This window comes from Indibacter alkaliphilus LW1 (genome assembly GCF_000295935.2).
Classification (GTDB): Bacteria; Bacteroidota; Bacteroidia; order Cytophagales; family Cyclobacteriaceae; genus Indibacter; species Indibacter alkaliphilus.
The window spans coordinates 187295-208951 of record NZ_ALWO02000032.1 but is presented as its reverse complement, the minus strand read 5'-3'; the positions used below and the strand labels follow the sequence as shown (position 1 = coordinate 208951).

General features: G+C 39.1%; 19 protein-coding genes. 10 read left to right on the top strand and 9 right to left on the bottom strand.

Going from position 1 to position 21657, the window contains the following annotated elements; translation table 11 throughout:
• Positions 1–306 precede the first annotated feature (306 nt).
• Entirely contained in the window at positions 307–1164 is an 858-nt protein-coding gene (locus A33Q_RS10070; RefSeq protein ID WP_009034453.1) for an endonuclease/exonuclease/phosphatase family protein, read from the bottom strand.
• A gap of 92 nt (positions 1165–1256) precedes the next feature.
• Here A33Q_RS10070 and A33Q_RS10065 point away from each other — a divergent pair, with 92 nt between their 5' ends.
• The gene (locus tag A33Q_RS10065; protein ID WP_009034452.1) at positions 1257–2156 is read left to right on the top strand and encodes a flavin reductase family protein; all 900 of its coding nucleotides are present in this window, start codon (positions 1257–1259) and stop codon (positions 2154–2156) included.
• A gap of 11 nt (positions 2157–2167) precedes the next feature.
• Here A33Q_RS10065 and sppA read toward each other — a convergent pair whose 3' ends face one another.
• Positions 2168–3928 (bottom strand): signal peptide peptidase SppA, encoded by a 1761-nt coding sequence (gene sppA / locus A33Q_RS10060; protein WP_009034451.1) that lies wholly within the window; start codon positions 3926–3928, stop codon positions 2168–2170.
• A 71-nt stretch (positions 3929–3999) separates the two neighbouring features.
• Here sppA and folK point away from each other — a divergent pair, with 71 nt between their 5' ends.
• Positions 4000–4518: a 2-amino-4-hydroxy-6-hydroxymethyldihydropteridine diphosphokinase gene (folK, locus tag A33Q_RS10055; RefSeq protein ID WP_009034450.1), complete on the top strand. Its 519-nt coding sequence runs from the start codon at positions 4000–4002 to the stop codon at positions 4516–4518.
• On the opposite strand, the gene fabD is transcribed toward folK, so the two are convergent.
• The 4 genes from fabD to A33Q_RS10035 all read right to left on the bottom strand — a co-directional run bounded on the left by fabD (position 4515) and on the right by A33Q_RS10035 (position 9449).
• Complete coding sequence (gene fabD / locus A33Q_RS10050) at positions 4515–5393, bottom strand: ACP S-malonyltransferase (protein WP_009034449.1); 879 nt, start codon at positions 5391–5393, stop codon at positions 4515–4517. The two genes, folK and fabD, sit on opposite strands and share 4 nt — an antisense overlap.
• Positions 5394–5572: 179 nt before the next feature.
• Complete coding sequence (locus A33Q_RS10045; protein ID WP_009034448.1) at positions 5573–6202, bottom strand: carbonic anhydrase; 630 nt, start codon at positions 6200–6202, stop codon at positions 5573–5575.
• 41 nt (positions 6203–6243) lie between these two features.
• The gene (locus A33Q_RS10040; protein ID WP_009034447.1) at positions 6244–6660 is read right to left on the bottom strand and encodes a thiol-disulfide oxidoreductase DCC family protein; all 417 of its coding nucleotides are present in this window, start codon (positions 6658–6660) and stop codon (positions 6244–6246) included.
• Positions 6657–9449, bottom strand: a complete 2793-nt coding sequence (locus tag A33Q_RS10035; protein ID WP_009034446.1) for a T9SS type B sorting domain-containing protein — start codon at positions 9447–9449, stop codon at positions 6657–6659. Before A33Q_RS10035 ends, A33Q_RS10040 begins: the two co-directional genes overlap by 4 nt.
• Before the next feature lie 265 nt (positions 9450–9714).
• Between A33Q_RS10035 and A33Q_RS10030 the strand changes: the two genes are divergently transcribed.
• The 8 genes from A33Q_RS10030 to A33Q_RS09995 all read left to right on the top strand — a co-directional run bounded on the left by A33Q_RS10030 (position 9715) and on the right by A33Q_RS09995 (position 18488).
• Positions 9715–10398: a succinate dehydrogenase cytochrome b subunit gene (locus A33Q_RS10030; protein ID WP_009034445.1), complete on the top strand. Its 684-nt coding sequence runs from the start codon at positions 9715–9717 to the stop codon at positions 10396–10398.
• Between the two features lie 39 nt (positions 10399–10437).
• Positions 10438–12372, top strand: coding sequence for a fumarate reductase/succinate dehydrogenase flavoprotein subunit (locus A33Q_RS10025; RefSeq protein WP_009034444.1), 1935 nt, complete (start codon positions 10438–10440; stop codon positions 12370–12372).
• Positions 12373–12399: 27 nt separating this feature from the next.
• Complete coding sequence (locus A33Q_RS10020; protein ID WP_009034443.1) at positions 12400–13149, top strand: succinate dehydrogenase/fumarate reductase iron-sulfur subunit; 750 nt, start codon at positions 12400–12402, stop codon at positions 13147–13149.
• Between the two features lie 545 nt (positions 13150–13694).
• Positions 13695–14717, top strand: coding sequence for a BF3164 family lipoprotein (locus A33Q_RS10015; RefSeq protein ID WP_235062793.1), 1023 nt, complete (start codon positions 13695–13697; stop codon positions 14715–14717).
• Between the two features lie 128 nt (positions 14718–14845).
• On the top strand, positions 14846–16288 hold the full coding sequence (locus tag A33Q_RS10010; protein ID WP_009034441.1) for a sodium:solute symporter family protein: 1443 nt from the start codon (positions 14846–14848) through the stop codon (positions 16286–16288).
• Positions 16281–16721 carry a GNAT family N-acetyltransferase gene (locus A33Q_RS10005; protein WP_009034440.1) on the top strand — a complete coding sequence of 147 codons (441 nt, stop codon included), beginning with the start codon at positions 16281–16283 and terminating at the stop codon, positions 16719–16721. Before A33Q_RS10010 ends, A33Q_RS10005 begins: the two co-directional genes overlap by 8 nt.
• Before the next feature lies 1 nt (position 16722).
• On the top strand, positions 16723–17796 hold the full coding sequence (locus A33Q_RS10000; protein WP_009034439.1) for an alanine racemase: 1074 nt from the start codon (positions 16723–16725) through the stop codon (positions 17794–17796).
• 95 nt (positions 17797–17891) lie between these two features.
• Positions 17892–18488: a porin family protein gene (locus A33Q_RS09995; protein ID WP_009034438.1), complete on the top strand. Its 597-nt coding sequence runs from the start codon at positions 17892–17894 to the stop codon at positions 18486–18488.
• A 59-nt stretch (positions 18489–18547) separates the two neighbouring features.
• On the opposite strand, the gene A33Q_RS09990 is transcribed toward A33Q_RS09995, so the two are convergent.
• The 3 genes from A33Q_RS09990 to A33Q_RS09980 all read right to left on the bottom strand — a co-directional run bounded on the left by A33Q_RS09990 (position 18548) and on the right by A33Q_RS09980 (position 21630).
• Positions 18548–19687: an SO2930 family diheme c-type cytochrome gene (locus A33Q_RS09990; RefSeq protein WP_016255046.1), complete on the bottom strand. Its 1140-nt coding sequence runs from the start codon at positions 19685–19687 to the stop codon at positions 18548–18550.
• Between the two features lie 4 nt (positions 19688–19691).
• A complete protein-coding gene (locus A33Q_RS09985) occupies positions 19692–20993 on the bottom strand; it encodes a parallel beta-helix domain-containing protein (protein ID WP_009034436.1) in 1302 nt (433 codons plus the stop codon).
• 73 nt (positions 20994–21066) lie between these two features.
• Complete coding sequence (locus A33Q_RS09980) at positions 21067–21630, bottom strand: Crp/Fnr family transcriptional regulator (protein ID WP_009034435.1); 564 nt, start codon at positions 21628–21630, stop codon at positions 21067–21069.
• Positions 21631–21657: the final 27 nt, after the last annotated feature.

Below are 21657 nucleotides of genomic sequence, written 5' to 3'. Positions count from 1 at the left end.
ACTGAAAGGCTTTTGGCGTTTAGGCCATATATTGGGGGCTTGTAATTAAGGGGACTGTTTTTTTGTCTTTCTTCATCATTGCACCCATGGCGTGAAACTTTTCACTGCACTGGCCTAAACTCATCCCGATTCATTGCTGCTGATAAACCTTACAGCCATGATGGAAATGGTGACTTGAACATTCTACTAAAGAAGACCAAATATGATACTCTGAAGTTGAGAAAATTTTCGGGCCTACGGGATATCAATTACAAAATTAGAATAGCAGCTTTCAATAGATTGATAAATGAAATATCTATTTCTTGTTTAATCAGCTTTAAAGATTATTTCTGCAAATACAGGGAAATGGTCTGACGGAAATTTTTTCCCATAATTGTCGGTCAAAATACCATGTCTTAATACTTGAATGCCTTGGCTGACAAAAATATGGTCAATTACTCCTTCTGGCAATTTATTCCAATCAAAAGCATTAAACGTTCCTTGATTTCCAATGGACGGAGTTTTAGAAATCAACTTAGAATCAAAGAAACTTTGACTTTTAATGACTTCTTGATAGGCAGGGTTTTCAGGTGTAACGTTAAAATCCCCCATGAAAATTACGGGAAGATTCTGCTCATTGATTTCATTAATTTTTGAAAGTACTAATTTACTGCTTTCCTCTCTAGCTTTTTGACCGATATGATCATAATGAATATTAAATACATAAAAAGCATCTCCTGTTTTACTCTTAAACTGACCCCAAGTACAAACTCTATTTAATGCGGCATCCCATCCTTTAGATGGTATACCTGGTGTTTCTGATAACCAAAATGTTCCAGAAGATAACAAGTCCAATTTATTAGGGTTAAAAAATATGGCACTGAATTCCCCTTCATTATCACCAGAATCTCTTCCTATTCCAATGTAGGGGAAGTTTAAACCTGATTTGATTTCCTCAAGTTGATGGTGCAAGCCTTCTTGGGTTCCAATAATATCCATTTTATGAAAAATGATCTGATTGATGAGATGAGGGGATCTATCTTTCCATAAATTGCCTTCATCATTGGGGTTATCAAACCTTATGTTGTAGGTGGATATATTTAAGTTTTGGGAAAATGAATTGCTTTGAAATAGAAATATCAAGTAAAAAGTGAGTACTACCCATCGTCTTTGATTTGAAATCATTGTTATAGTCATGTTATTATTGTTGAAGTCATTAATTTAGATATTTAATAAGCGATCAAAAAACCATTTATAAAAAGTAAACTAAGCCATTTATGAAATCAATAAACCCAAAAGAAATAAGTACCCCTGAGTTACATGGATATTTGTTAGGAGCAATAGCACCAAGACCAATTGCTTTTGCGAGCACTGTTGATCGCAATGGAAATGTCAATCTAAGCCCTTTTAGCTTTTTCAATGTTTTCGGCTCTAATCCCCCTGTTTTGATTTTTTCACCTGCAAGGAGAGTTAGGGATAATACGACCAAACATAGCCTTGAAAATGTCAAAGAGGTGGCTGAGGTGGTAATCAACATAGTCAATTATCGCATGGTAGAACAAATGTCTTTGGCCAGCACAGAATATGAAAAAGGAGTAAATGAATTTATTAAATCAGGTTTTAAAGAAGAAAAATCCCTCCTTGTAAAGCCCCCAAGGGTAAAGGAAGCCCCTGTTTCATTTGAATGTAAGGTGCTTCAGATCCTTCCCATTGGAGAAAATGGTGGTGCTGCCAACTTGGTTATTTGTGAAGTTATCATGATTCATTTGAATGAAAATATTTTAGATGACAATAGAAAAATTGATCCTTTCAAGCTGGATGGAGTCGCCAGAATGGGAGGCGATTGGTACTGCAGGGCCAATGGTGATGCTTTATTTGAAATACCTAAACCTATCAGAAACAAAGGTATTGGTGTAGATGTCATACCTGAATCAATAAAAAATAGCATGGTTTTGACTGGTAACAATTTGGGAAGACTCGGGAATGTGGAATCAATTCCTTCGGATTCAGATGTTTCTGAGTATGGAAAAACTCCTGTAATTCAAGAATTGCTTCAACGCTTTAAAAATGACTATGAAGGTTTGGAGTTTCATTTGCACCAAATGGCTCAGGAAAAGTTACTGGAAGGTGAAGTTGAAGAGGCTTGGAAAATTCTTTTACAAAATCAGGTAAGATAAGGGCAGTGCCCTTATCTTACCTTGATATCATAAGGAAGTCTTACCATAACTCCTTCCATTCTTTTGATTCTTTCTACCTCATTGAAATAAGGGTAAAGATTTCCCAATTTATGGCGGATCATATAAGCTTGGACCTCATTGGAAAACTGGCTGAAGAAACGCTCAAACCATGGCTTTACCTGAGGATAGTAAATCACGCGATAATCTTCAGAAATCTCAGCTTTGGCAGCAGCAATTTCAATGGCATCTTCCAGGTTACCCAAAACGTCCACTAACCCATTTTCTTTCGCTTGATTGCCGGTCCAGACTCTCCCAGAGGCCACATCTCTGATTTCATCTTTAGTTTTTGATCTTCCTGAAGCTACTCTATCAAGGAAAAGCTCATAACCCTCATCCACATAGCCTTGAAAAATACTTTTTTCAGCACTTGTAAGCTCTCTTGTTGGGCTGAGGAAATCGGATAGTTCTCCGGTCTTGACTACATCTGTGGTGATGCCAAGTTTGTTTTTTAGCAATCCTTCCGCATTAAACCATAAGGCAAAAATGCCTATGGACCCGGTGATTGTATTGGGTTGGGCTACAATTGTATCTGCTGCCGATGCTAAATAGTAACCACCAGAAGCAGCAACATCACCCATTGATGCAATCACTGGCTTTTCTTTTTTAGCACGCTCTATTTCTCTCCATAATACTTCCGATGCTAAGGCTGAGCCACCAGGAGAGTTAATTCGCATGACAATAGCTTTGACATCTTTGTTCTTCCTGGCTTTATTGATCTCTTTGGTAAACTCTTCTGAGCTAATCACACCATCAGCTTCTCCACTCATGATCTCTCCTTCAGCAACGATCACGGCTATCCTGTTTTTTGAGGATTTACCCTTACTTTTTGATGCTTTGTTGATTTTTGTAACGTTGATGGTGGGAATTTTATCGTCTTCTTCCAGCCCAAGTTTTTGCTTCAGCGCATCTATTACCTGATCTTCATAATATAATCCATCAACAATGTTCAGGTCTACTGCATCTGAAACTTTTCTAACCAACATATTGGAGTTGATTTCCCTAGTTTTATCAACCTCCAGACCGCGGCTTTGTGCAATTTCATAAATGGAAAGCGTGTTGAGGTCTTCCAGAAATGAGGCTGTTTGCAGTCGGTTTTCATCACTCATCTTTTCAAGCAAGAAAGGCTCAACTGCACTCTTAAAATCTCCTACCCTGAATACTTCTGGTTTGATTTCAAGTTTTTTGAAGAGACCTGTGAAAAAAATAATTTCAGAAGCTAGGCCATTGAATTCCATAAGTCCTGCTGGATTGAGGTAGACTTCATCGGCAACAGAGCTCAGGTAATATCCGTTTTCAGAGTAAAATTCACTATAGCTGATTATAAACTTTCCTGATTCCTTAAACTCCAGCAATTTATCTCTGAATTCCTTCATATTAGCCTGACCGGCAGAAAATGTACCTGCTTTGAGATATATTCCTTTTACATTATCATTTTCCATCGCTGTTTCAATAGCTCTTTTTAGACTTGTAAGCCCCACGGTGGGTACTCCACCAAAAAGTGCCAAGCTGGAGAATGAAGGGTCATCTTCATTTGTCCTTTCTACCATCACTCTTCCTTCCAAATCCAAAACCAATACCGTATTGGATTGGATGCTGACATCATCCTCAGTGCTCGAAATAATGGCGATTAGTCCGGCAAATATGAAAAAACTCATCACCGAAAAAATCAATAGACCAACAATAACTGCCAGAACATTACCTAGAAATCTCATAATAAAACTGTTTAAATTATCCCTAAAAATACCTCTTTTTTCTTTAAGTTTAGTTCTTCTACTTATTAGTTATGGGAAAATGTGTTTTGATTATCGGAGGAAACCTTGGAGATAGGGAAGAGATGCTTGAAAAGACTTGTTTTTATATTGAAGAACAGTTTGGGGCGATTATAAAAAAATCATCCATTTACGAAACTGCTGCTTGGGGAGGGAAGTCATCAGGAAATTATCTCAATCAGGTTTTGTTGATACAAACGGATGAATCTCCCTTGTCAGTATTGGAGAAAATATTGGAAATCGAAAACCTTTTGGGTAGAACTAGGGCTGTGAAATGGGGGGATAGGACGATGGATATAGATATCCTCTATTTTGATGAAAAAGTGATAGAAACTGAAAATTTAACTATTCCACATCCTCATATCAGCAATCGCAGATTTGTATTGGTACCTTTGGCCGAGATTCTCCCTGATTTATTTCATCCGGTATTTAAAGCAACAAACCTACAATTGCTTAACATCTGTGAAGATGTATCTGAAGTTAGAGTGTACAAAGAAAAACCCGGAGATTATCCGGGTTTGAATGAATTTTAGATGCTGGAGGCCTCAGCTTCCTTATGAATTTTTTTCACTAATCCTTGGAGGACTTTTCCGGGGCCGCATTCTATGAATTCCGAAGCATTGTCGGCAACCATGTTTTGTACGGATTGGGTCCATTTAACAGGTGCAGTGAGTTGAGCAATCAAGTTCTTTTTAATGGTTTCAACATCACTTACAGCTGTGGTACTTACATTTTGATAGACTGGGCAAATAGGTTGATTGAACGTAGTTTCTTTGATGGCTATTTCCAGCTTTTCTCTTGCAGGCTCCATTAAGGGGGAGTGAAAAGCCCCACCTACAGGCAATGGAAGTGCTCTCTTTGCACCGGCCTCCTTCATTTTCTCACAGGCAATTTCAATTCCCCTGCTACTTCCTGAAATTACTAATTGCCCAGGACAGTTATAGTTGGCTGGAACTACTATTTCTTCTGTGATTGATGCACATATTTCTTCTACTTTCGAGTCCTCAAGGCCTAAAATTGCTGCCATACCTGAAGGATTGATTTCACAAGCCTCCTGCATCGCTAAAGCTCTTTGATAGACTAATTTTAACCCATCTTCAAATGCGAGTGTTCCGTTTGCAACCAAAGCAGAAAACTCTCCCAGAGAATGGCCTGCCACCATGCTGGGTTTGAAGTCTTGGTTGGTTTTGGCCAAAATAACAGAATGAAGGAATATGGCTGGTTGAGTCACCTTAGTCTGTTTAAGCTCTTCGTCTGATCCTGAAAACATGATGTCAGAAATTCTAAATCCTAAAATTTCGTTGGCTCTTTCAAAAAGGATTTTTGCATCCTCATTGCTTTCGTAGAGATCTTTGCCCATTCCGGAAAACTGGGCTCCTTGTCCGGGAAAAATATATGCTTTCTTCATATTTTTATTTTTAATTGGTTATTTCTGTGTTCTACCTAAGCTGCTCAGCATTGACATGTTAGCTACTCAAGAATTAAGGTTTGTATAAATAAGGGCATTTTTGAGTTGATTTTGTCCACAAATATACCAAAAACAGTGGTCTCCACTGAAACTACTGTTTTTAACAGTTTATAGACAACTTACACTCCTAGGTCGTAAATTTCGGTGATTTCATTCAATATGGACTTGAAGTCAATTTTCAAGTCTATCAGTTTTCCTGTAGAAACATCAAATACCCATCCATGTACCTTCATCCCTCTTTTTCTGACAGCCTTCTGGACCACTGCAGTTTTGAGAAGATTGACACACTGTTCTTGTACATTTAATTCTACTAGCCTATTGTATCTGTCATTCTCATCCTCAATACCATTCAGCTCTTCTTTGTGTAAACGGTAAACATCTCTGATATTTCTGAGCCATGGATTGAGAATTCCTAAATCAGCTGCCTGCATCGCAGCTTTTACTCCTCCACAATAATAATGGCCACATACAACCACATGATCCACCTCAAGATTGTCTACTGCATAATTCAATACCGACATTACATTGAGGTCAATACTGATGACCATATTGGCAATATTTCTGTGGACAAAAACATCACCTGGCTCAACCCCCATCAGGTCCTCTGCTGTTACTCTTGAATCTGAGCAACCTATATATAATATATCAGGATTTTGACCTTTGGCTAACTTTTCAAAATAATCAGGGTTTTTATCCAGCCTTTTTTTGATCCAGATCTCGTTATTCTTAAAAACACTTTCTATATTCATGGTTTACGGGTTTGAAATAAAAATCAAAGTAATGATTTTTTTCATCGACCTTCAAGAAACTTGGCTCTTTCTTCTTCCGAAGGGAACCTACAGGTTTCTCTTTTACCAAACCATTTGTATCTGTTTCTTGCTATCCAATCATAAATTGGATCTCTTAAAAAAGTCGGAATAATGACCAGTCCATAAAAAAGTGGCCAAAGTCCACTTAGGTTCCTCGCAATCTCCAATGCAGCTTTGCTTTTATAGAAAATCTTATCTTCCCTGATTAAAATAATAGAATCTAGATAATCTTCCTTCACATTGAAATCTTTCAGGATTTCTTTGGAGGTTTCCTCCTGTAAAGCACCGAATTTAAATTTATCGTTCTTATCTCTTACAATTATGAAATCTACTGCATCATTGCAAAGATTACAGACTCCATCAAACATGACAATGTCAAATTTATCCTGAATTCTCATCTTATGATCTGTATGGTTCCTTTGAGTTTCTCTTGCTGCAACGATGGATCCAATACATCGAATAAGACAGTCGCACTGTAGAAATAGGTCCCGGCAGGCAACTCGTTTCCGTTTTTATCTCTTCCGTCCCAACGGATAAAAATATCGTTTTCACTGGAAGTAAGACTGTTATAGCTGAAAACTTCCGCACCCCATCTGTTTACTATAAATATTTCAACACCTGTGACAAATCTTGGGCATCTGCTGAAAGGATTGTCATAAGCCATAAAAGTCTCATTGATACCATCTCCATTTGGAGTGAATGCATTGGGAAGGTCATAATTTGGACAGTTATCAACACATACAATATTACTTGGCTCGCTTTCATTTCCTGATCTGTCAACAGCGGTGATATAATAACAGCCTCGGAATACGGGAAGGTTGGTAATGGTAGCCTGTAGCTCAAATGGAGAATAAGTGCCCACTAATTCAAATTGACCGTCTTCTCCATCCGGAGTGAAATAAAGCCTAAAATTACTCAACTCATCATCACAAGCACCTGAAAAATCAGGCTCCCAACTCAATCTGTGTTCAAAATTGCTGAAATTACAGATTTTATCTGATAAGAACTCGGTGCAATCAGGGCCTTCGAATGTCAGTACAGGTGGGCATGGAAGTCTGTCATCATCAGGTCTTGCACAGACTATTTGAGACTTGTTTTCCAGTGGATATTCAAGTAAGTCAATGTTGTACGCCCCTTTGGTCACTACAAAATAACAATATTCAATATCGCGCTGTAGGCTAACACCATTATGACTTCCATCATCAAAATAAGTGAAACCTTGGGTAGTAACATCAACTTCGGCGATCAACTCAAAATTGTTTTCATCCTGTGCTTCTGGGTCTGTTCTATTTCTGTACACTTCATGGGTGAATTCCTGAATGGAATTGTTCCAAGGTACCGTGAAGTCCCAATTCAGCTCAATGGCTTCATTGATGATTGTTGGCGATAGTCTGACCGAGGACGCAGAACTCGAACTGTCTATGGTAGTATTGTTCTCTCTCAGGATTACCTTATAATTATAAACCAGATTTTCTGTATTAAGTCCAGTATCAGTGAATAAAGTGTCTGATGTAGTAATGACAGAAACTCTATTTTGATTTCCTGTAAAGCCAGTGTGTCTAAGTAACTCATAGGTGAAAGGCCCTGGAAATTGCTCTCTATCTATGTCGTATGGCGGAGTCCATTTGACGAATATTTGACCTTCGTCTGTATCTGTCTCTTCTATGCTTACATTAGTAATCAATGGTACATCCACATCTACAGTGATACAGATTTCTTCTGACACAATACTCTCACCAAGTCTTGGGGTAGGAAAAGCCGCAACCAGTCGGTAGCAGTAAGTATTGCCAGGCGCAAGGCCCTCTCCATTATTGGTATCAATAAAATTAAAAGTATTCATGTCTGTGGTGCCCACCAGTTCATAACCTGCCCTGATACCTGTTTCGCAGGAATCAGGTTCATAGGGATCTGAATTCAATCTGCGCCAGACTTGCATGGTCTCCGCACTGTTTGAACAGGAATATGGGTCCCAGGTCAAATTCGCTGCCCGACCTTGTTGCTGTTCAATATCATCTATTACAGGAGGTGGACCTACTACTTTTATTCTCCAAGTTCTGATATCCACCAATGCAGGCCCGGATTGTGGCTGGTCGGTTATTCTTATTCTTACCTCGTAATCCCTTTCCCTCACATGGTTACATACTGTCTGCCATTCAAAATCGACTGTACCAGGGCTGGGTTGGAATCCCCTTAATGAATCATAAGTGGCAAAAGAAGGAGTAGAACGGGCTAATGGCTCACCAAATAATTCTATCCTTATAGGGTCTCCATCAGGGTCAAATCCCTGGATTATTTCTTCAATTTTCGTTCCTGCTACCACGCAGAGGTCAGGAGGGAGGATAAGTTCTGGCCTTTGATTATTTGTGTTTTCAATGATGATCTGCATATCCCGGACTACATATCCGATAAGACGGTATTCTCCCCCAATTCTCCGCCATTCCTGGACTTGAAAAGCAATATTATACTGGCCTGCAAGACCGGGAGCATCCCAGATCAAATCACCTGTAACTGGATCCATTTCTATAAAGGGATTACCTGAACCGTCTTCCCTGTTGAATGAGAATTCGCCTGAAGCCGGACTTCTATAGTTATTGACAAACCTTTGAAATCCTTGCTTGGGTCTTACGGTGATTTCATCGAAAAAATATGCAAGGCTGTCACCATCCGGGTCAAATGCTCCTGGGTTATGTATGTATCTGACATTTACCCCTCCATTGTCTACAGGAGGTATTGTCAATACTGGAGAATTATTAATTCCAATAAATGGATCAATGGTAATCATGGTCTCCACATAAAAAGGAGTATCGACAGAATTAGCCATATTCAGAGTATTCGCATTTCTGTTGAACTCCCTAAACCAAATGGTGTATTGACCGGGGCCTTGGTAGGTATGTGTGATTACAAAAGTCGTCTTTTCAATATTATTCCCCAGTTGCTCTACAGTCTGAAAATCATTCTCGGTATTCAATCTCGTTTCCCTACCGTCTCCAAAATTTATATCCCCAGGTCCAAGGACTACAGTTGACCTGGTGTCTGTATATCCGATTACTGTTATTCTATAGGTTAAGGTTTGAGGATTGACACGTTCCGCGATTATTTCACCTGCACGGATATGTGTTGCAAAAGATTGTTGAGCCGCAGATAAGAAGAGGCAAAGAAAAATTAAAAGTAAATATTTGATTTTCATGAACTCTTGAGCTTTGCTGTACTAGTTATACGAAATTAACTAAATCAGTTCGAATTTATTTTCTTTAAATCAAACAATAATTTTGAACAGTTGGTTAAGATAGCACTTTAAATAATTGAATAAAAGCCGAAAAATAATCTATTTAGAACCTTTTAAAATAAGTTCAATCGTTTGAATCGTCTTTGTTTACTAAGCTTTCCAAATGTAAATTTGGCCCCAAAGTTTAATAAACCAAATATATCAACGATCACTTAAGAAAAAGTATATGAGTTGGGTAACAAAAACCTTTAATAGCACCTTGGGTCAAAAACTACTGATGGCCCTTACCGGATTGTTTCTGATTTTATTTTTGGTAGTACATCTTGCGGGTAATCTGCAGTTGTTACTTCCTGATGAGGGAGAGTCTTTTAATATTTATGCTGAGAGTATGGCAAGCAATCCATTAATCAGGGTGGTTTCAATCGGTAATTTTGCTTTTATTTTAATTCACGTCATCTATTCAGTTGTCCTTACTAGGTCCAATAAAAAAGCAAGACCAGTAAATTATGCGGTGAGTAAGGCTTCTACCAACAGTACATGGGCCTCCAGGAATATGGGGATTTTAGGGACAGTTATATTATTATTCTTGATCATTCACCTTAGGGGCTTTTGGTATGAGTTCAAATTTGGAGAGCTTCCAACTGCAGTGTATGATGGAGTGACTTACAAAAATGTATTTGCTATTGTATCTGAAGCTTACTCCAATATTGCTTATGTCATCGTTTATGTGGTGGCTATGGGTTTTCTTGGCTTTCACCTATCACATGGATTTGCCAGCGCATTTCAGACCTTAGGACTGAACCATGTAAAATATTCACCTTTGATTCAAAAAGTCGGAGCCGGCTTCGCAATTATAATTCCAGCACTATTCGCTCTTATTCCTATTGTCATGTATATACAGACCTTATAGGGATTATTTAATGAATGTGGAAATTTAAATTTCAGTTAGATGATACTAGATTCTAAAATACCTGACGGCCCATTGGCAGAAAAATGGACCAAACATAAATTCAACGTCAAGCTGGTCAACCCGGCGAATAAAAGAAAGTATGAAGTAATTGTAGTGGGGACTGGTTTGGCCGGTGCTTCTGCAGCAGCTTCATTGGCAGAGCTGGGGTATAATGTGAAAGCATTCTGCTTCCAAGACAGCCCGAGAAGAGCGCATAGTATCGCCGCCCAAGGTGGTATCAATGCGGCTAAGAATTACCAAAATGATGGTGATTCTGTCTATCGTTTATTTTACGATACCATTAAAGGGGGTGATTACAGAGCAAGAGAAGCCAATGTTTACAGGTTGGCGGAAGTTTCTGTAAATATCATAGATCAATGTGTAGCACAAGGGGTGCCTTTTGCAAGGGAGTATGGAGGTCTTTTGGCTAACCGCTCTTTTGGTGGAGCCCAGGTATCCCGAACTTTTTATGCAAGGGGCCAGACTGGACAGCAATTATTGTTGGGAGCTTATTCTGCATTGAGTAGACAAGTTGCTAATGGTAAAGTGAAACTATATCCAAGAACGGAATTGATGGATGTGGTCACCGTAGATGGCAAAGCGAGAGGGATTATTACCAGAAACCTGATTACTGGTGCTGTGGAATCTCATTCAGCCCATGCTGTCCTGCTTTGTACCGGTGGATACGGTAATGTTTTTTTCCTTTCCACTAATGCAATGGGCTCTAATGTAACTGCAGCTTGGAGAGCCCATAAGAAAGGAGCTCTGATGGCCAATCCTTGTTATACCCAAATTCACCCTACTTGTATTCCTGTATCGGGAGATCATCAGTCAAAGTTGACACTGATGTCTGAATCTTTGAGAAACGACGGTAGGGTATGGGTTCCAGCCACTGTAGAAATTGCTGAAAAGTTGAGAAAGGGACAGATCAGTCCAAACGATATCAAAGAGGAAGACAGAGATTATTATTTGGAAAGAAAATACCCATCTTTTGGTAACCTTGTCCCCAGAGATGTGGCTTCCAGAAATGCAAAATATGTCTGTGATGAGGGAAGGGGAGTGAATGAAACTGGCGAAGCTGTATTTCTGGATTTCCGTGACGCTATCAGAAGAGATGGTGAGGATACTATCCGTGCGAAATACGGTAACCTTTTTGACATGTATCAGCAAATTACCGGTGATAATCCATACCAATTGCCTATGATGATTTATCCTGCGGTACATTATACGATGGGTGGACTTTGGGTAGATTATAATCTGATGACAAATATACCTGGACTTTATGCTTTGGGTGAGGCAAATTTCTCCGACCACGGAGCAAATAGGCTTGGGGCCTCTGCATTGATGCAAGGTCTGGCAGACGGTTATTTTGTAATTCCTTATACTATTGGGGATTATTTGGCTCAGTCAGGATACGATAAGATTGAATCAGATCATCCTGAATTCAAAAAGTCAGAAAAAGAGGTAAAAGACAGAATAGCAAAACTTTTGAGTATCAAAGGTGAAAAAACTGTAGATCACTTCCATAAGCGTCTTGGAAAGATCATGTGGGATTACTGTGGGATGGCTAGAACTGCCGAGGGCTTGACCAAAGCCAAAGCAATGATTAAGGAGTTGAAAAAAGAGTTCTGGACCAATGTCAAAGTGCTGGGAGACAATGAAGAGCTAAATCAATCTTTGGAAAAGGCACATAGAGTAGCTGATTTTATAGAATTGGGTGAATTGATGGTAGATGATGCCCTACACAGAAATGAGTCCTGTGGTGGTCACTTCAGAGAAGAATATCAGACGCCTGAAGGTGAAGCCTTGAGAGATGATGAAAACTTCGCTTATGTGGCAGCTTGGAAATATTCGGGTGAAGGACAGGAGGAGGAGCTCGTAAAAGAACCTCTGATATTTGAAAACGTCAAGTTGACCCAAAGAAGTTATAAGTAATCAAAAGCATTTAAACTCGTAAGAGCCATGAATTTAACTTTAAAAATCTGGAGACAGAAAAACCAATCTGATAAAGGTGGTTTTAAAGAATATAAAGTGAGTGATATTTCCAAAGACATGTCTTTTCTGGAGATGTTGGATGTACTCAATGAACAATTATCTGATAAAGGAGAGGATCCTGTGCATTTTGACCATGATTGTAGGGAAGGGATCTGTGGGATGTGTTCCCTGCATATCAACGGTAAGCCACATGGGCCTTTGCAAACTACCACCTGTCAGTTGCATATGAGATCATTCAATGATGGAGAAACGATCACCATTGAACCTTGGAGAGCAACAGCCTTCCCTGTTATGAAAGACTTGGTAGTTGATAGATCTTCTTTTGATAGGATCATTCAGGCAGGAGGATATGTTTCTGTCAATACCGGTGGAGTACCTGATGCCAATGAGATTCCCATTCCGAAAAGAATAGCGGATGAAGCGTTTGATGCGGCTACCTGTATTGGTTGTGGTGCCTGCGTAGCAGCTTGTAAAAATGCTTCAGCCATGTTGTTTACATCTGCCAAAATTTCCCAATTGGCCATGTTGCCACAGGGACAGGTCGAAAGAAAAGAACGTGCTGAGAAGATGATTGCCCAAATGGATGCAGAAGGGTTTGGAGCCTGTACCAATACAGGTGCTTGCTCTGCGGAATGTCCAAAAGGGATCAGTTTGACTAACATTGCCAGGATGAATAGGGAGTATTTCTCTGCGGTAGTAAGTTCGGAGAATGTTTGATATTGAGTTTATTTGAAATTGAAAGCCGGCTAGTCCGGCTTTTTTTTATTAGAATTTAATAACAGTTTTATTTAATGTCAGTGCAGTGAAAAGTTGAGAATGAAATTTAATCGATTAAAGTTTGACTTTATTTTTTTACTTTCAATCGCTAGCATGATTTAGTTTTGAGTTTGGTATTTCTCTTCACGGGAAGTTTTTGAGGAAAAACGATGTTTTAATCTAAATTAATCTTAAAATGAAAAGAAAAAATTTTCTAATCGGATTGTTTACACTACTATTTGGAGTTGGTGTTTATGCGGGTTGCCCAGTGGTAGATTGCGGCGCAGATTGTGGTTCGGGTAGTGTTTGTTCCATTACACAATATGTAAACGGGCAGCAATGTTCTTGGACAATTTGTTATGGTGTAGGACCTTCTGACAATTATTAATGAAGGAATGAATTTTAACTTTCCGAGGGGAATAACTGAAATTCCCCTCCCCTTAAATCCTGAATGTAATTGATTTTAAAATATGGGAAGGAGTTTTTTTATATTGGTTATATTTTTGATGTATTGTGATTCTAAATTAGAGTTGCAATCTGTTGATTTTAAATTTTCTTATGATTCCTTTTCAATACAAAAGTCATTAGTAGGAAAGAAACTTGATTTAGGTACAATTTATTCCCCTGTTGATATTTTTTTTGATGATTCACTTCTTTTTGTGTCATCTATTGGTCAAAATTTTAATGTAACTGTTTTTGACACGCATGATAATTATTCAAAGCTAGCTCATATTTTTAAAAATGGTGCTGGTCCCTCTGAGACATATTCAGTTGCTAAGATGGATTTTTTAAAGGATGGATCGGTATGGGTTCATGATATTATGGCTACTTCTATGAAGCGTTTCAACTTTTCTTCGATTATGGACTCAGTTTTTGTTGAAGAATTGGAAAGTGCTTTTTTTATGAATCCAATACTTTCTGCAGTTTATGTAAATGACAGTATTTTTTATACCACTACTCAAGGTGTTTTTCCACATTCTAGATTTTATGTTTACTCAAAGGATGGAGATGAAATGAGAGCTCATGGAAGCTATCCAAATTTTGGTTTGGAAATTCCCCCCACGGTAGAAGTGGATGTATTTTGGGCAAAGTCAATGGTACACCCTTCTAGAGAAAAATTTATTTTGGCATATGAGTATTTAGACTTAGTGGAATTATTTTCAAGGGATGGAAATCTCATAAAGCGCATCCATGGACCATTGCAATTTTTACCAAGTTTTGATATTGGAGAAAGAGGAGGGACTCCATATATGAAGCGTGTTTATGAAAAAACCCAACATGCTTACAAGTCATTGGCAGTCAATGAAGAAGAAATATTTTTGTTATTTGCTAATGGAAGAACAAACAAGCCTGGAGATAAGGAAGCTTCCATTCACTATAATCATGTAGTAGTTTTAAATTGGAATGGCGACCCTATAAGATTTTATGAACTGGACCATGCTGTAGCCTCTATTACGGTTGATTGGAACAACAAGATACTGTATGGCTTGGATAGAATAGAATCAGAAATTTATGCATTCCAATTTTAAAGTTTATTTTTACTTTTTAAACATCGGATAAATTAGATCCTTTCTCGTTTTTAGACCAATTTAAATATTTGTATCTTTGAAAATTACTATAATTTAGAAATTTTATTTGATTAGATATTTACTGAGGAATGCATCTTATTGATCTGGGGATTTTTGTGGGCTATATGGTGGCCATGCTTGGTGTTGGGTACTATTTTATGAACCAAAACAAAAGCCAGGATGATTATTATGTAGGAGGGAGAAGTATCGGGAGTTGGCACATAGGCCTTTCTGTAGTCGCTACAGACGTAGGAGGCGGATTTTCAGTCGGCCTGGGTGGGCTCGGCTTTGTGATGGGGCTTTCCGGTAGCTGGATGCTTTTTACAGGATTATTGGGAGCTTGGCTGGCAGCAGTGTTTTTGATTCCAAGAGTGAAATCAGACAAAGCCTTCGCGAGTTTTTATACATTTCCTCAAATCTTTAAACACCTCTTTGACAAGAAGGTAGGTATTGTTGCTGCCATCATCTCGATGGTGGGCTATTTAGGGTTTACGTCCTCCCAGTTATTGGCAGGGGCTAAGTTAGCTTCCGGAACATTTTTGGAGCTAAGTCTTACCCAAGCTTTGGTCATCATGGGTGTGATTGCAGTGGTTTACACTGTATTAGGTGGGCTTAAAGCAGTGATTTATACAGATACGGTTCAGTGGATTATTCTTATGTTGGGTTTTATATTTATAGGACTTCCAGTGGCTTACTATCATGTAGGCGGTTGGGAAAGCATCAGAGCTACTTTACCTGATGAATATTTTTCTTTGACCAACCTGCGTTGGCAGGACTTTGCCAATTGGGGGATTACTATACTTCCGATATGGTTCATAGGTATGACTTTGTATCAAAGGATTTTTGCCAGTCGGGATGAGAAATCTGCCAAGAAGGCCTGGTTTATCGCAGGGATATTTGAATGGCCTATTATGGCCTTTATGGGAGTAGGTCTGGGTTTGCTTTCCAAGGTAGCCTTTGAGCAGGGGCTTTTGATAATAGATCTTGACAATCTGGACCCGGAAATGGGTCTGCCAATTTTGCTAAGGACGATTTTACCGCCCGGAATATTGGGCTTGATGATGGCAGCCTATTTTTCTGCAGTTTTGTCTACTGCGGATTCCTGTCTGATGGCTGCTTCTGGGAATTTATCGACCGACATTTTTGGGAAATGGCTCAATGCAAAGCCTGAAAAATATCAAATCAGATTTAGCCAGCTTTTTACTTTGATTTTGGGTACCTTAGCCTTAGTAGTCAGTATGCAAATGACCAATGTATTGGAGCTCATGCTTTACAGCTATGCTTTTATGGTTTCAGGCTTGTTGGTTCCCATCCTTTTTGGCTTGTTTACTGATAAAAGAGACCCTTGGGCTGCGGTTGCTGCCATGATTTCAGGCGGGACTGTCACCGCGACATTGGGAGCCTTAGAGATAAATCTGCCATTTGGGCTTGATCCGAATTTTTTTGGTGTTTTTACCTCTTTAGCAATGTATTTGCTTGTTTATTATATATCTGATAAGAAAAAACAAAATAAAAATAAAGTTTATGCTTAAAATAGAGACACTTTCAGCAATTGATCAAGCAACATATTTACAGAAAAAAGAAATTGCAGATTTTTTATTCGAACATCTGGATGAATATGGTGATCCACATTCCGATATTATGAAATGCTTGGACTATGCGCTGGATCAAGCAGTGGATAAGGGAGGTTTTTCAGTGATGGCTAGGGAAGATGGTAAAATCGTAGGTGCCGTTATCATGAATAAAACCGGAATGTCTGGATATATTCCTGAAAATATTCTGGTGTATATAGCTGTAGCTTCCTCCCAAAGAGGAAAAGGCGTAGGGAAAAAACTAATGCAGACAGCCATTGAGCTAGCCAACGGCGATATTGCATTGCATGTGGAGCCTGATAATCCAGCGAAAATACTTTATGAAAAATTAGGCTTTACGAACAAGTATTTAGAAATGAGACTTAAAAAATAAGATGGCATATCTTACCTTAAATAAAACCAAACTCAACAAGAATTTTCAATTCCTCAAATCCATGTTTGATGATAGTGATATCTCATGGGGAGTAGTTTCTAAAATCCTTTGTGGCAACAGAATGCTACTGGGCGAACTCATCGATTTGGGGGTCAGAGAAATTCATGATTCCAGAATCAGTAATTTGGCGAAGATCAAAGAAATCAATCCTGACATCCAGACTGTGTATATCAAGCCTGTGTCCAAAAGGAATGTGGCCAAGATGGTAAAGTACGCTGACGTCAGTCTAAACAGTGAGCTGACCACCATACGGTGGATTTCTGAGGAAGCTGTTAAGCAGGGAAAAATGCATAAAATCATCATTATGGTGGAAACCGGTGACCTCAGAGAGGGGGTAATGGGAGACCATTTGATTGAATTTTATTCCCAGATTTTTGAATTGCCGGGTATTGAAATCATTGGTCTGGGAACCAATCTAAACTGTTTGAATGGTGTCATGCCTTCTACCGATAAACTGATCCAGCTTTCTCTTTACAAACAAATCATCGAGTTGAAGTTTAATAAAAAAATACCTTGGGTATCTGCGGGGACTTCAGTGACCATTCCATTGATGCTTCACAAGCAGCTTCCAAAAGGGGTCAACCATTTCAGAGTAGGAGAAACCCTGTTTTTCGGAGTAGATCTTTTTGAAGAAAAAGTAATAGATGGTATGGATGGGGATGTTTTTACACTTTTTGCGGAAATTATCGAGATGCAGGAAAAGCCACTTTTGCCTAGTGGTACTTTGGCAGCCAACCCACAGGGAGAGGTTATAGAAATAGATGAGGACCTATATGGAAGATCTTCTTTTAGAGCTATCTTAGATATTGGTTTACTGGATGTTGACCCGAAGTACTTGATTCCTGAAGATGGGGAATTTGAAATTTTGGGAGCCAGTTCGGATATGTTGATTCTCAATTTGGGAGAAAATCCAAAAAAGTATCAAGTTGGGGATGTGGTAAAGTTCGGTTTAAAATACATGGGAGCTTTGAGTATTCTGAATTCCAGTTATGTGGATAAAGTAGTCAGCGAATAGCTTTTGATAATCAGGTAGTTGGGTTTTTGGCTTTATAAAAAAAGTCCAACTGGCACGAATTTAGCCCTTTTGTGCCAAAACCAACTATTAGAAATATGAAAAAGTTAACAATGATTTTTGCTGTCATAGCGCTTTTTGCTGTGAATGCAAATGCACAATCCAGTAATGAAGGTAGAGGCGGTCTAGGTATCAGAGGTGGAGGTAATTTTTACACCTTTGGAGGCGGAGATATTTCTGAAGACAATTATACCAATAGAACCGGATTTCATTTGGGTCTTTACTCTACCTTCTTTGTGGCAGAATCTTTTGCTATTGAGCCTGGTGTTTATTATGCAATGAAAGGAACCAGAAATGATGACTTTCTCAATTCAAGAGCAAATTTGGACTATGTTGACGTCCCGGTCCTTGCAAGAGCCTATCTGACCGAAGGTTTCAACATCTTTGCTGGACCTCAGATTTCCTTTTTGGCGGCTTCCACATTTGAAGGTGATCTTTTTGGTTCTACGGTGAGTTTTGATTCAAATAACGTAAGAGAAACCGACTATGGACTTGTAGTAGGGTTGGGTTATAACCTTCCAAAAGGTTTAAATGTACAGGGATCATACAGCTACGGAATGGCTCCTGTTTTTAAAAACAGCAATTCTGATGTGTATAATAGAGGATTCAACCTTTCAGTAGGTTTGACTTTCTAATATCTCAATTAGATCAAATACCTTTTCTCTTGGCCCAGCTATTCCAGCTGGGCTTTTCGCTATTTATAGGACTGATCATTCATCGCATTGATCCAGTCTTTGATCAATTGAAGCCCTTCTTCATGTACAGTCACTCTTCCCAACTCGGGCATGGCAGCGCCTACTTGATTGGTACCCATACGGAATGTTATGATGGATTCATCAGCTTTACCGGGATAAATCCCAAACTTAAAAGACCCGGCCCCAAAACCCGCAGCGACGGGTGTTTTGAAAATACCAAGCTTCATAGGTTCTCTTTCTTCATAGTTCAAAAAAAGTCCTGATGTACTTGCCGGACCCTCAGCGCGGTGGCAGTGTGCACAATTGATGTCCAAGTATGCCATGGCGCGTAATTCCAGAGATTGGGTTTTATCATTGTAATCAATCATAGCCGGTAATTTATCCAGATCTTCGCCAGCTTTGAGAAGCCCTGCGTCTGTCCATTTGACCAATTGATTTTGATGTTGGGCTCCATAATAAATCTCATGGTTAAGGTGCTTGGCTTTTACACCGATTGGAACCATTTCCTCATTTACGTTGTGGCAGCTTTTACATTGATTTTTGTTTGGGACGATATAATTAATGACCTGATCTTCTCCTTTTACATCTGTCCATTTGATCGGTAGTTCTGCACCAACCACCTTGTAATTGGCATCTGTCTGATCGTCATTCCAGATGTAAGGAAAGGCCTCCCAGCTACCGTTTCTTTTGACCATTAGTCGGGTTTCAACCATTCTGATATTTTCATCAGGCTTTCGAAAGTCGGCTGGGTAATAAAAACTCTTAATCAATACAGTATGGTCAGGGAAATCCATGGTACCTTCTATGTCATCATTGATTTTAGCATGGCTTCCTTTAGGCATCCAAATAAACCTTGATTTGTGCGCATAATCAGTAAAAAGGGAAGAAGCAGGTTGATATAGAATTACTCCATCGCTTGGATTCATCTCTCTTATTTTTCCTTTAAAAAAACCGTAGTCGGAAAGCTTGTCAAAAGGAAAATCCTTGAAATCTAAAGTTGCTGTTTGGATCTCTGGGGGTTCCCAGTCACCGTAATTTATATCAGGAATAAGAATTTCTTCTTTCTTAACCTGGGGGCCACATGCCCATGCAAGAAAGAGGATGAATGCGAAGAGGCTATTGGGATAACTCTTGGTCATGATTTCAAAGTTCGGCAATTGCGCTTACATCAGTTTTGATTTCTGTTTGACAGTCAAAAGGACTGTAATTTTTGGTTGACTTGATGTTGTCTTCCCCATCCCAAAGGTCAAACAAGGTAAAGTGCAGCTTATCCATGTCGGATTCCTGAATGCAAATATTCATTGGGTTGGAGTTGATGTCATTACTCAGTGATTTATCCCAAAAGCCATCAAATACAATGTCCTGTGTTTTTCCCTTACCATGGGCATTATATACTGAAATCAACTGCCCGAATTCCTTACTAAGATCTGGGATTTTCATAGTCCTTTGGTAATCGTTGTCGTGGATGTAAATATTGGACGTATAGGGTGACCAATTGGGGGCTTCAGCCGGAAATCCGGTGATTTGATAATTGGCTATGGCTATGCCTACAGTCTTGTTTTTGTGTATTCGGTTGTTATAAACTTCCACGTCTTTGGCCGCGAGCAAAATCACCCCCGAACCAGGAGGAATCATGGTAACTGTATTTCCATTGGGTTCATTACTTAAAGGAGTTGCAAAATTGACATGGTTATTTGAAATGATGTCATTATCATAAATTTTAGTGCCACGCCCTTCTGCTTTCGGAAGTCCAGGAAGGTTGAATACTAGAATTCCACCCGAATTGTCTCTGGCTGTATTTCCAAACACCTCGGCATTATCCGAGTTTTCAATCTCAATGCCTGCTACATTTCCAAAAGCAAGTGAGTTTTTGACAATAATATTTTCAGACTGACCCACATATATTCCGGCATCTTTGGAATGGGAAGCAATACATTCGTCTATCATCACGTTTTTACACTGCACAGGATAAATGGCGTAAGTACCATTTTTGGATTTGTCACCATTGGTCCAGGTTACGTTGATCCTTCTGAAGGTAATGCCATCACTGTGTTGGCTTTTGATTCCGTCTCCGGGAGCATCTTCTATACTCAGGTCTTCAATTTTGATGTTGTTGCCTACCAATTTTACCCCCTCTCCACCTGATCTGAGCTCTCGGAACGAAAGTATAGTTTCGGCCATTCCTGCTCCTTTGATGGTGACATTGTTTTTATTGTCCAGAATCAGTTGGGTTTTCAGCTTGTAAAAACCGGCCGGGATCTCAATTACATCGCCATCTTGAGCCAACATAAAAGCTTCTACAACTTTGTCCACATCATCTTGACTCAGCCTGGTAAGTTTACTGGAGTCAAAAGTCATTTCGGTATTGCTGTCATTACAGGAACTGAGGAACATTCCTGTCCAAAATATGAAGAGCAATGGCAGAAGATGGATTTTCTTTTTCATAGCAGAGGGTTTATTGGATAATCAAATTTACCGAAAAACCTGCTTACAAGCATTTGACAAAAATCAAAAAAAATCAAAGGTTGGCCCGTATTCTACTCAAGGTCTCGATGCTCATGTCAAGAAAAGATGCGATTTGGCCTACACTTGCTTTTTGGATGATTTCGGGCTTTTGTTGCAAAAGTTCTTCATAGCGCTCTCTGGCATTTTTGAATTTTGAAAATATCAATTGTTCTTCCACTCTGATATAGTATGCCTCTAAAATCAAGCGATACACCCTCTCCAAATCCCTGTGGGTATCGAAAAGACCCATCAGGTCTTGATGGCTGATGTGCCAAAGTTTACAATCTTCAAGAGCTTCGATATTTTCGTAGGAAGGGGATTGAGAGATAAAACTTGACATGGAGGTGATAAACTCTCCTTCCATGCTGAAGCTTATTGTGATGTCTTTGTCATCTTTGAAATAGTAACTCCGAACGGCTCCTTTAAGGATGAAAAACAGATTTGCACAAATTTCCCCTTTACTGATCAACTTTTCTGACTTGGAGACCTCTCTGATATTCCCCTTATTTAAAAAAGCCTGCAAAGATTTTTGCTCCAAATCCAAAAACTTATTAAGGGTTTCTGTTAATTTACTCATCTGTTTTTGAAAATTGGTTGAAGTTTT

Coding starts and splice junctions, on each gene's coding strand:
- A33Q_RS09985 (WP_009034436.1), bottom strand. CDS start 20,993: ATGAAAAAGAAAATCCATCTTCTGCCATTGCTCTTCATATTTTGGACA.
- A33Q_RS10070 (WP_009034453.1), bottom strand. CDS start 1,164: ATGATTTCAAATCAAAGACGATGGGTAGTACTCACTTTTTACTTGATA.
- A33Q_RS10030 (WP_009034445.1), top strand. CDS start 9,715: ATGAGTTGGGTAACAAAAACCTTTAATAGCACCTTGGGTCAAAAACTA.
- A33Q_RS10065 (WP_009034452.1), top strand. CDS start 1,257: ATGAAATCAATAAACCCAAAAGAAATAAGTACCCCTGAGTTACATGGA.
- A33Q_RS09990 (WP_016255046.1), bottom strand. CDS start 19,687: ATGACCAAGAGTTATCCCAATAGCCTCTTCGCATTCATCCTCTTTCTT.
- A33Q_RS10025 (WP_009034444.1), top strand. CDS start 10,438: ATGATACTAGATTCTAAAATACCTGACGGCCCATTGGCAGAAAAATGG.
- folK (WP_009034450.1), top strand. CDS start 4,000: ATGGGAAAATGTGTTTTGATTATCGGAGGAAACCTTGGAGATAGGGAA.
- A33Q_RS10005 (WP_009034440.1), top strand. CDS start 16,281: ATGCTTAAAATAGAGACACTTTCAGCAATTGATCAAGCAACATATTTA.
- A33Q_RS10045 (WP_009034448.1), bottom strand. CDS start 6,202: ATGAATATAGAAAGTGTTTTTAAGAATAACGAGATCTGGATCAAAAAA.
- A33Q_RS10000 (WP_009034439.1), top strand. CDS start 16,723: ATGGCATATCTTACCTTAAATAAAACCAAACTCAACAAGAATTTTCAA.
- sppA (WP_009034451.1), bottom strand. CDS start 3,928: ATGAGATTTCTAGGTAATGTTCTGGCAGTTATTGTTGGTCTATTGATT.
- A33Q_RS10020 (WP_009034443.1), top strand. CDS start 12,400: ATGAATTTAACTTTAAAAATCTGGAGACAGAAAAACCAATCTGATAAA.
- A33Q_RS09980 (WP_009034435.1), bottom strand. CDS start 21,630: ATGAGTAAATTAACAGAAACCCTTAATAAGTTTTTGGATTTGGAGCAA.
- A33Q_RS10015 (WP_235062793.1), top strand. CDS start 13,695: ATGTATTGTGATTCTAAATTAGAGTTGCAATCTGTTGATTTTAAATTT.
- A33Q_RS09995 (WP_009034438.1), top strand. CDS start 17,892: ATGAAAAAGTTAACAATGATTTTTGCTGTCATAGCGCTTTTTGCTGTG.
- A33Q_RS10010 (WP_009034441.1), top strand. CDS start 14,846: ATGCATCTTATTGATCTGGGGATTTTTGTGGGCTATATGGTGGCCATG.
- A33Q_RS10035 (WP_009034446.1), bottom strand. CDS start 9,449: ATGAAAATCAAATATTTACTTTTAATTTTTCTTTGCCTCTTCTTATCT.
- fabD (WP_009034449.1), bottom strand. CDS start 5,393: ATGAAGAAAGCATATATTTTTCCCGGACAAGGAGCCCAGTTTTCCGGA.
- A33Q_RS10040 (WP_009034447.1), bottom strand. CDS start 6,660: ATGAGAATTCAGGATAAATTTGACATTGTCATGTTTGATGGAGTCTGT.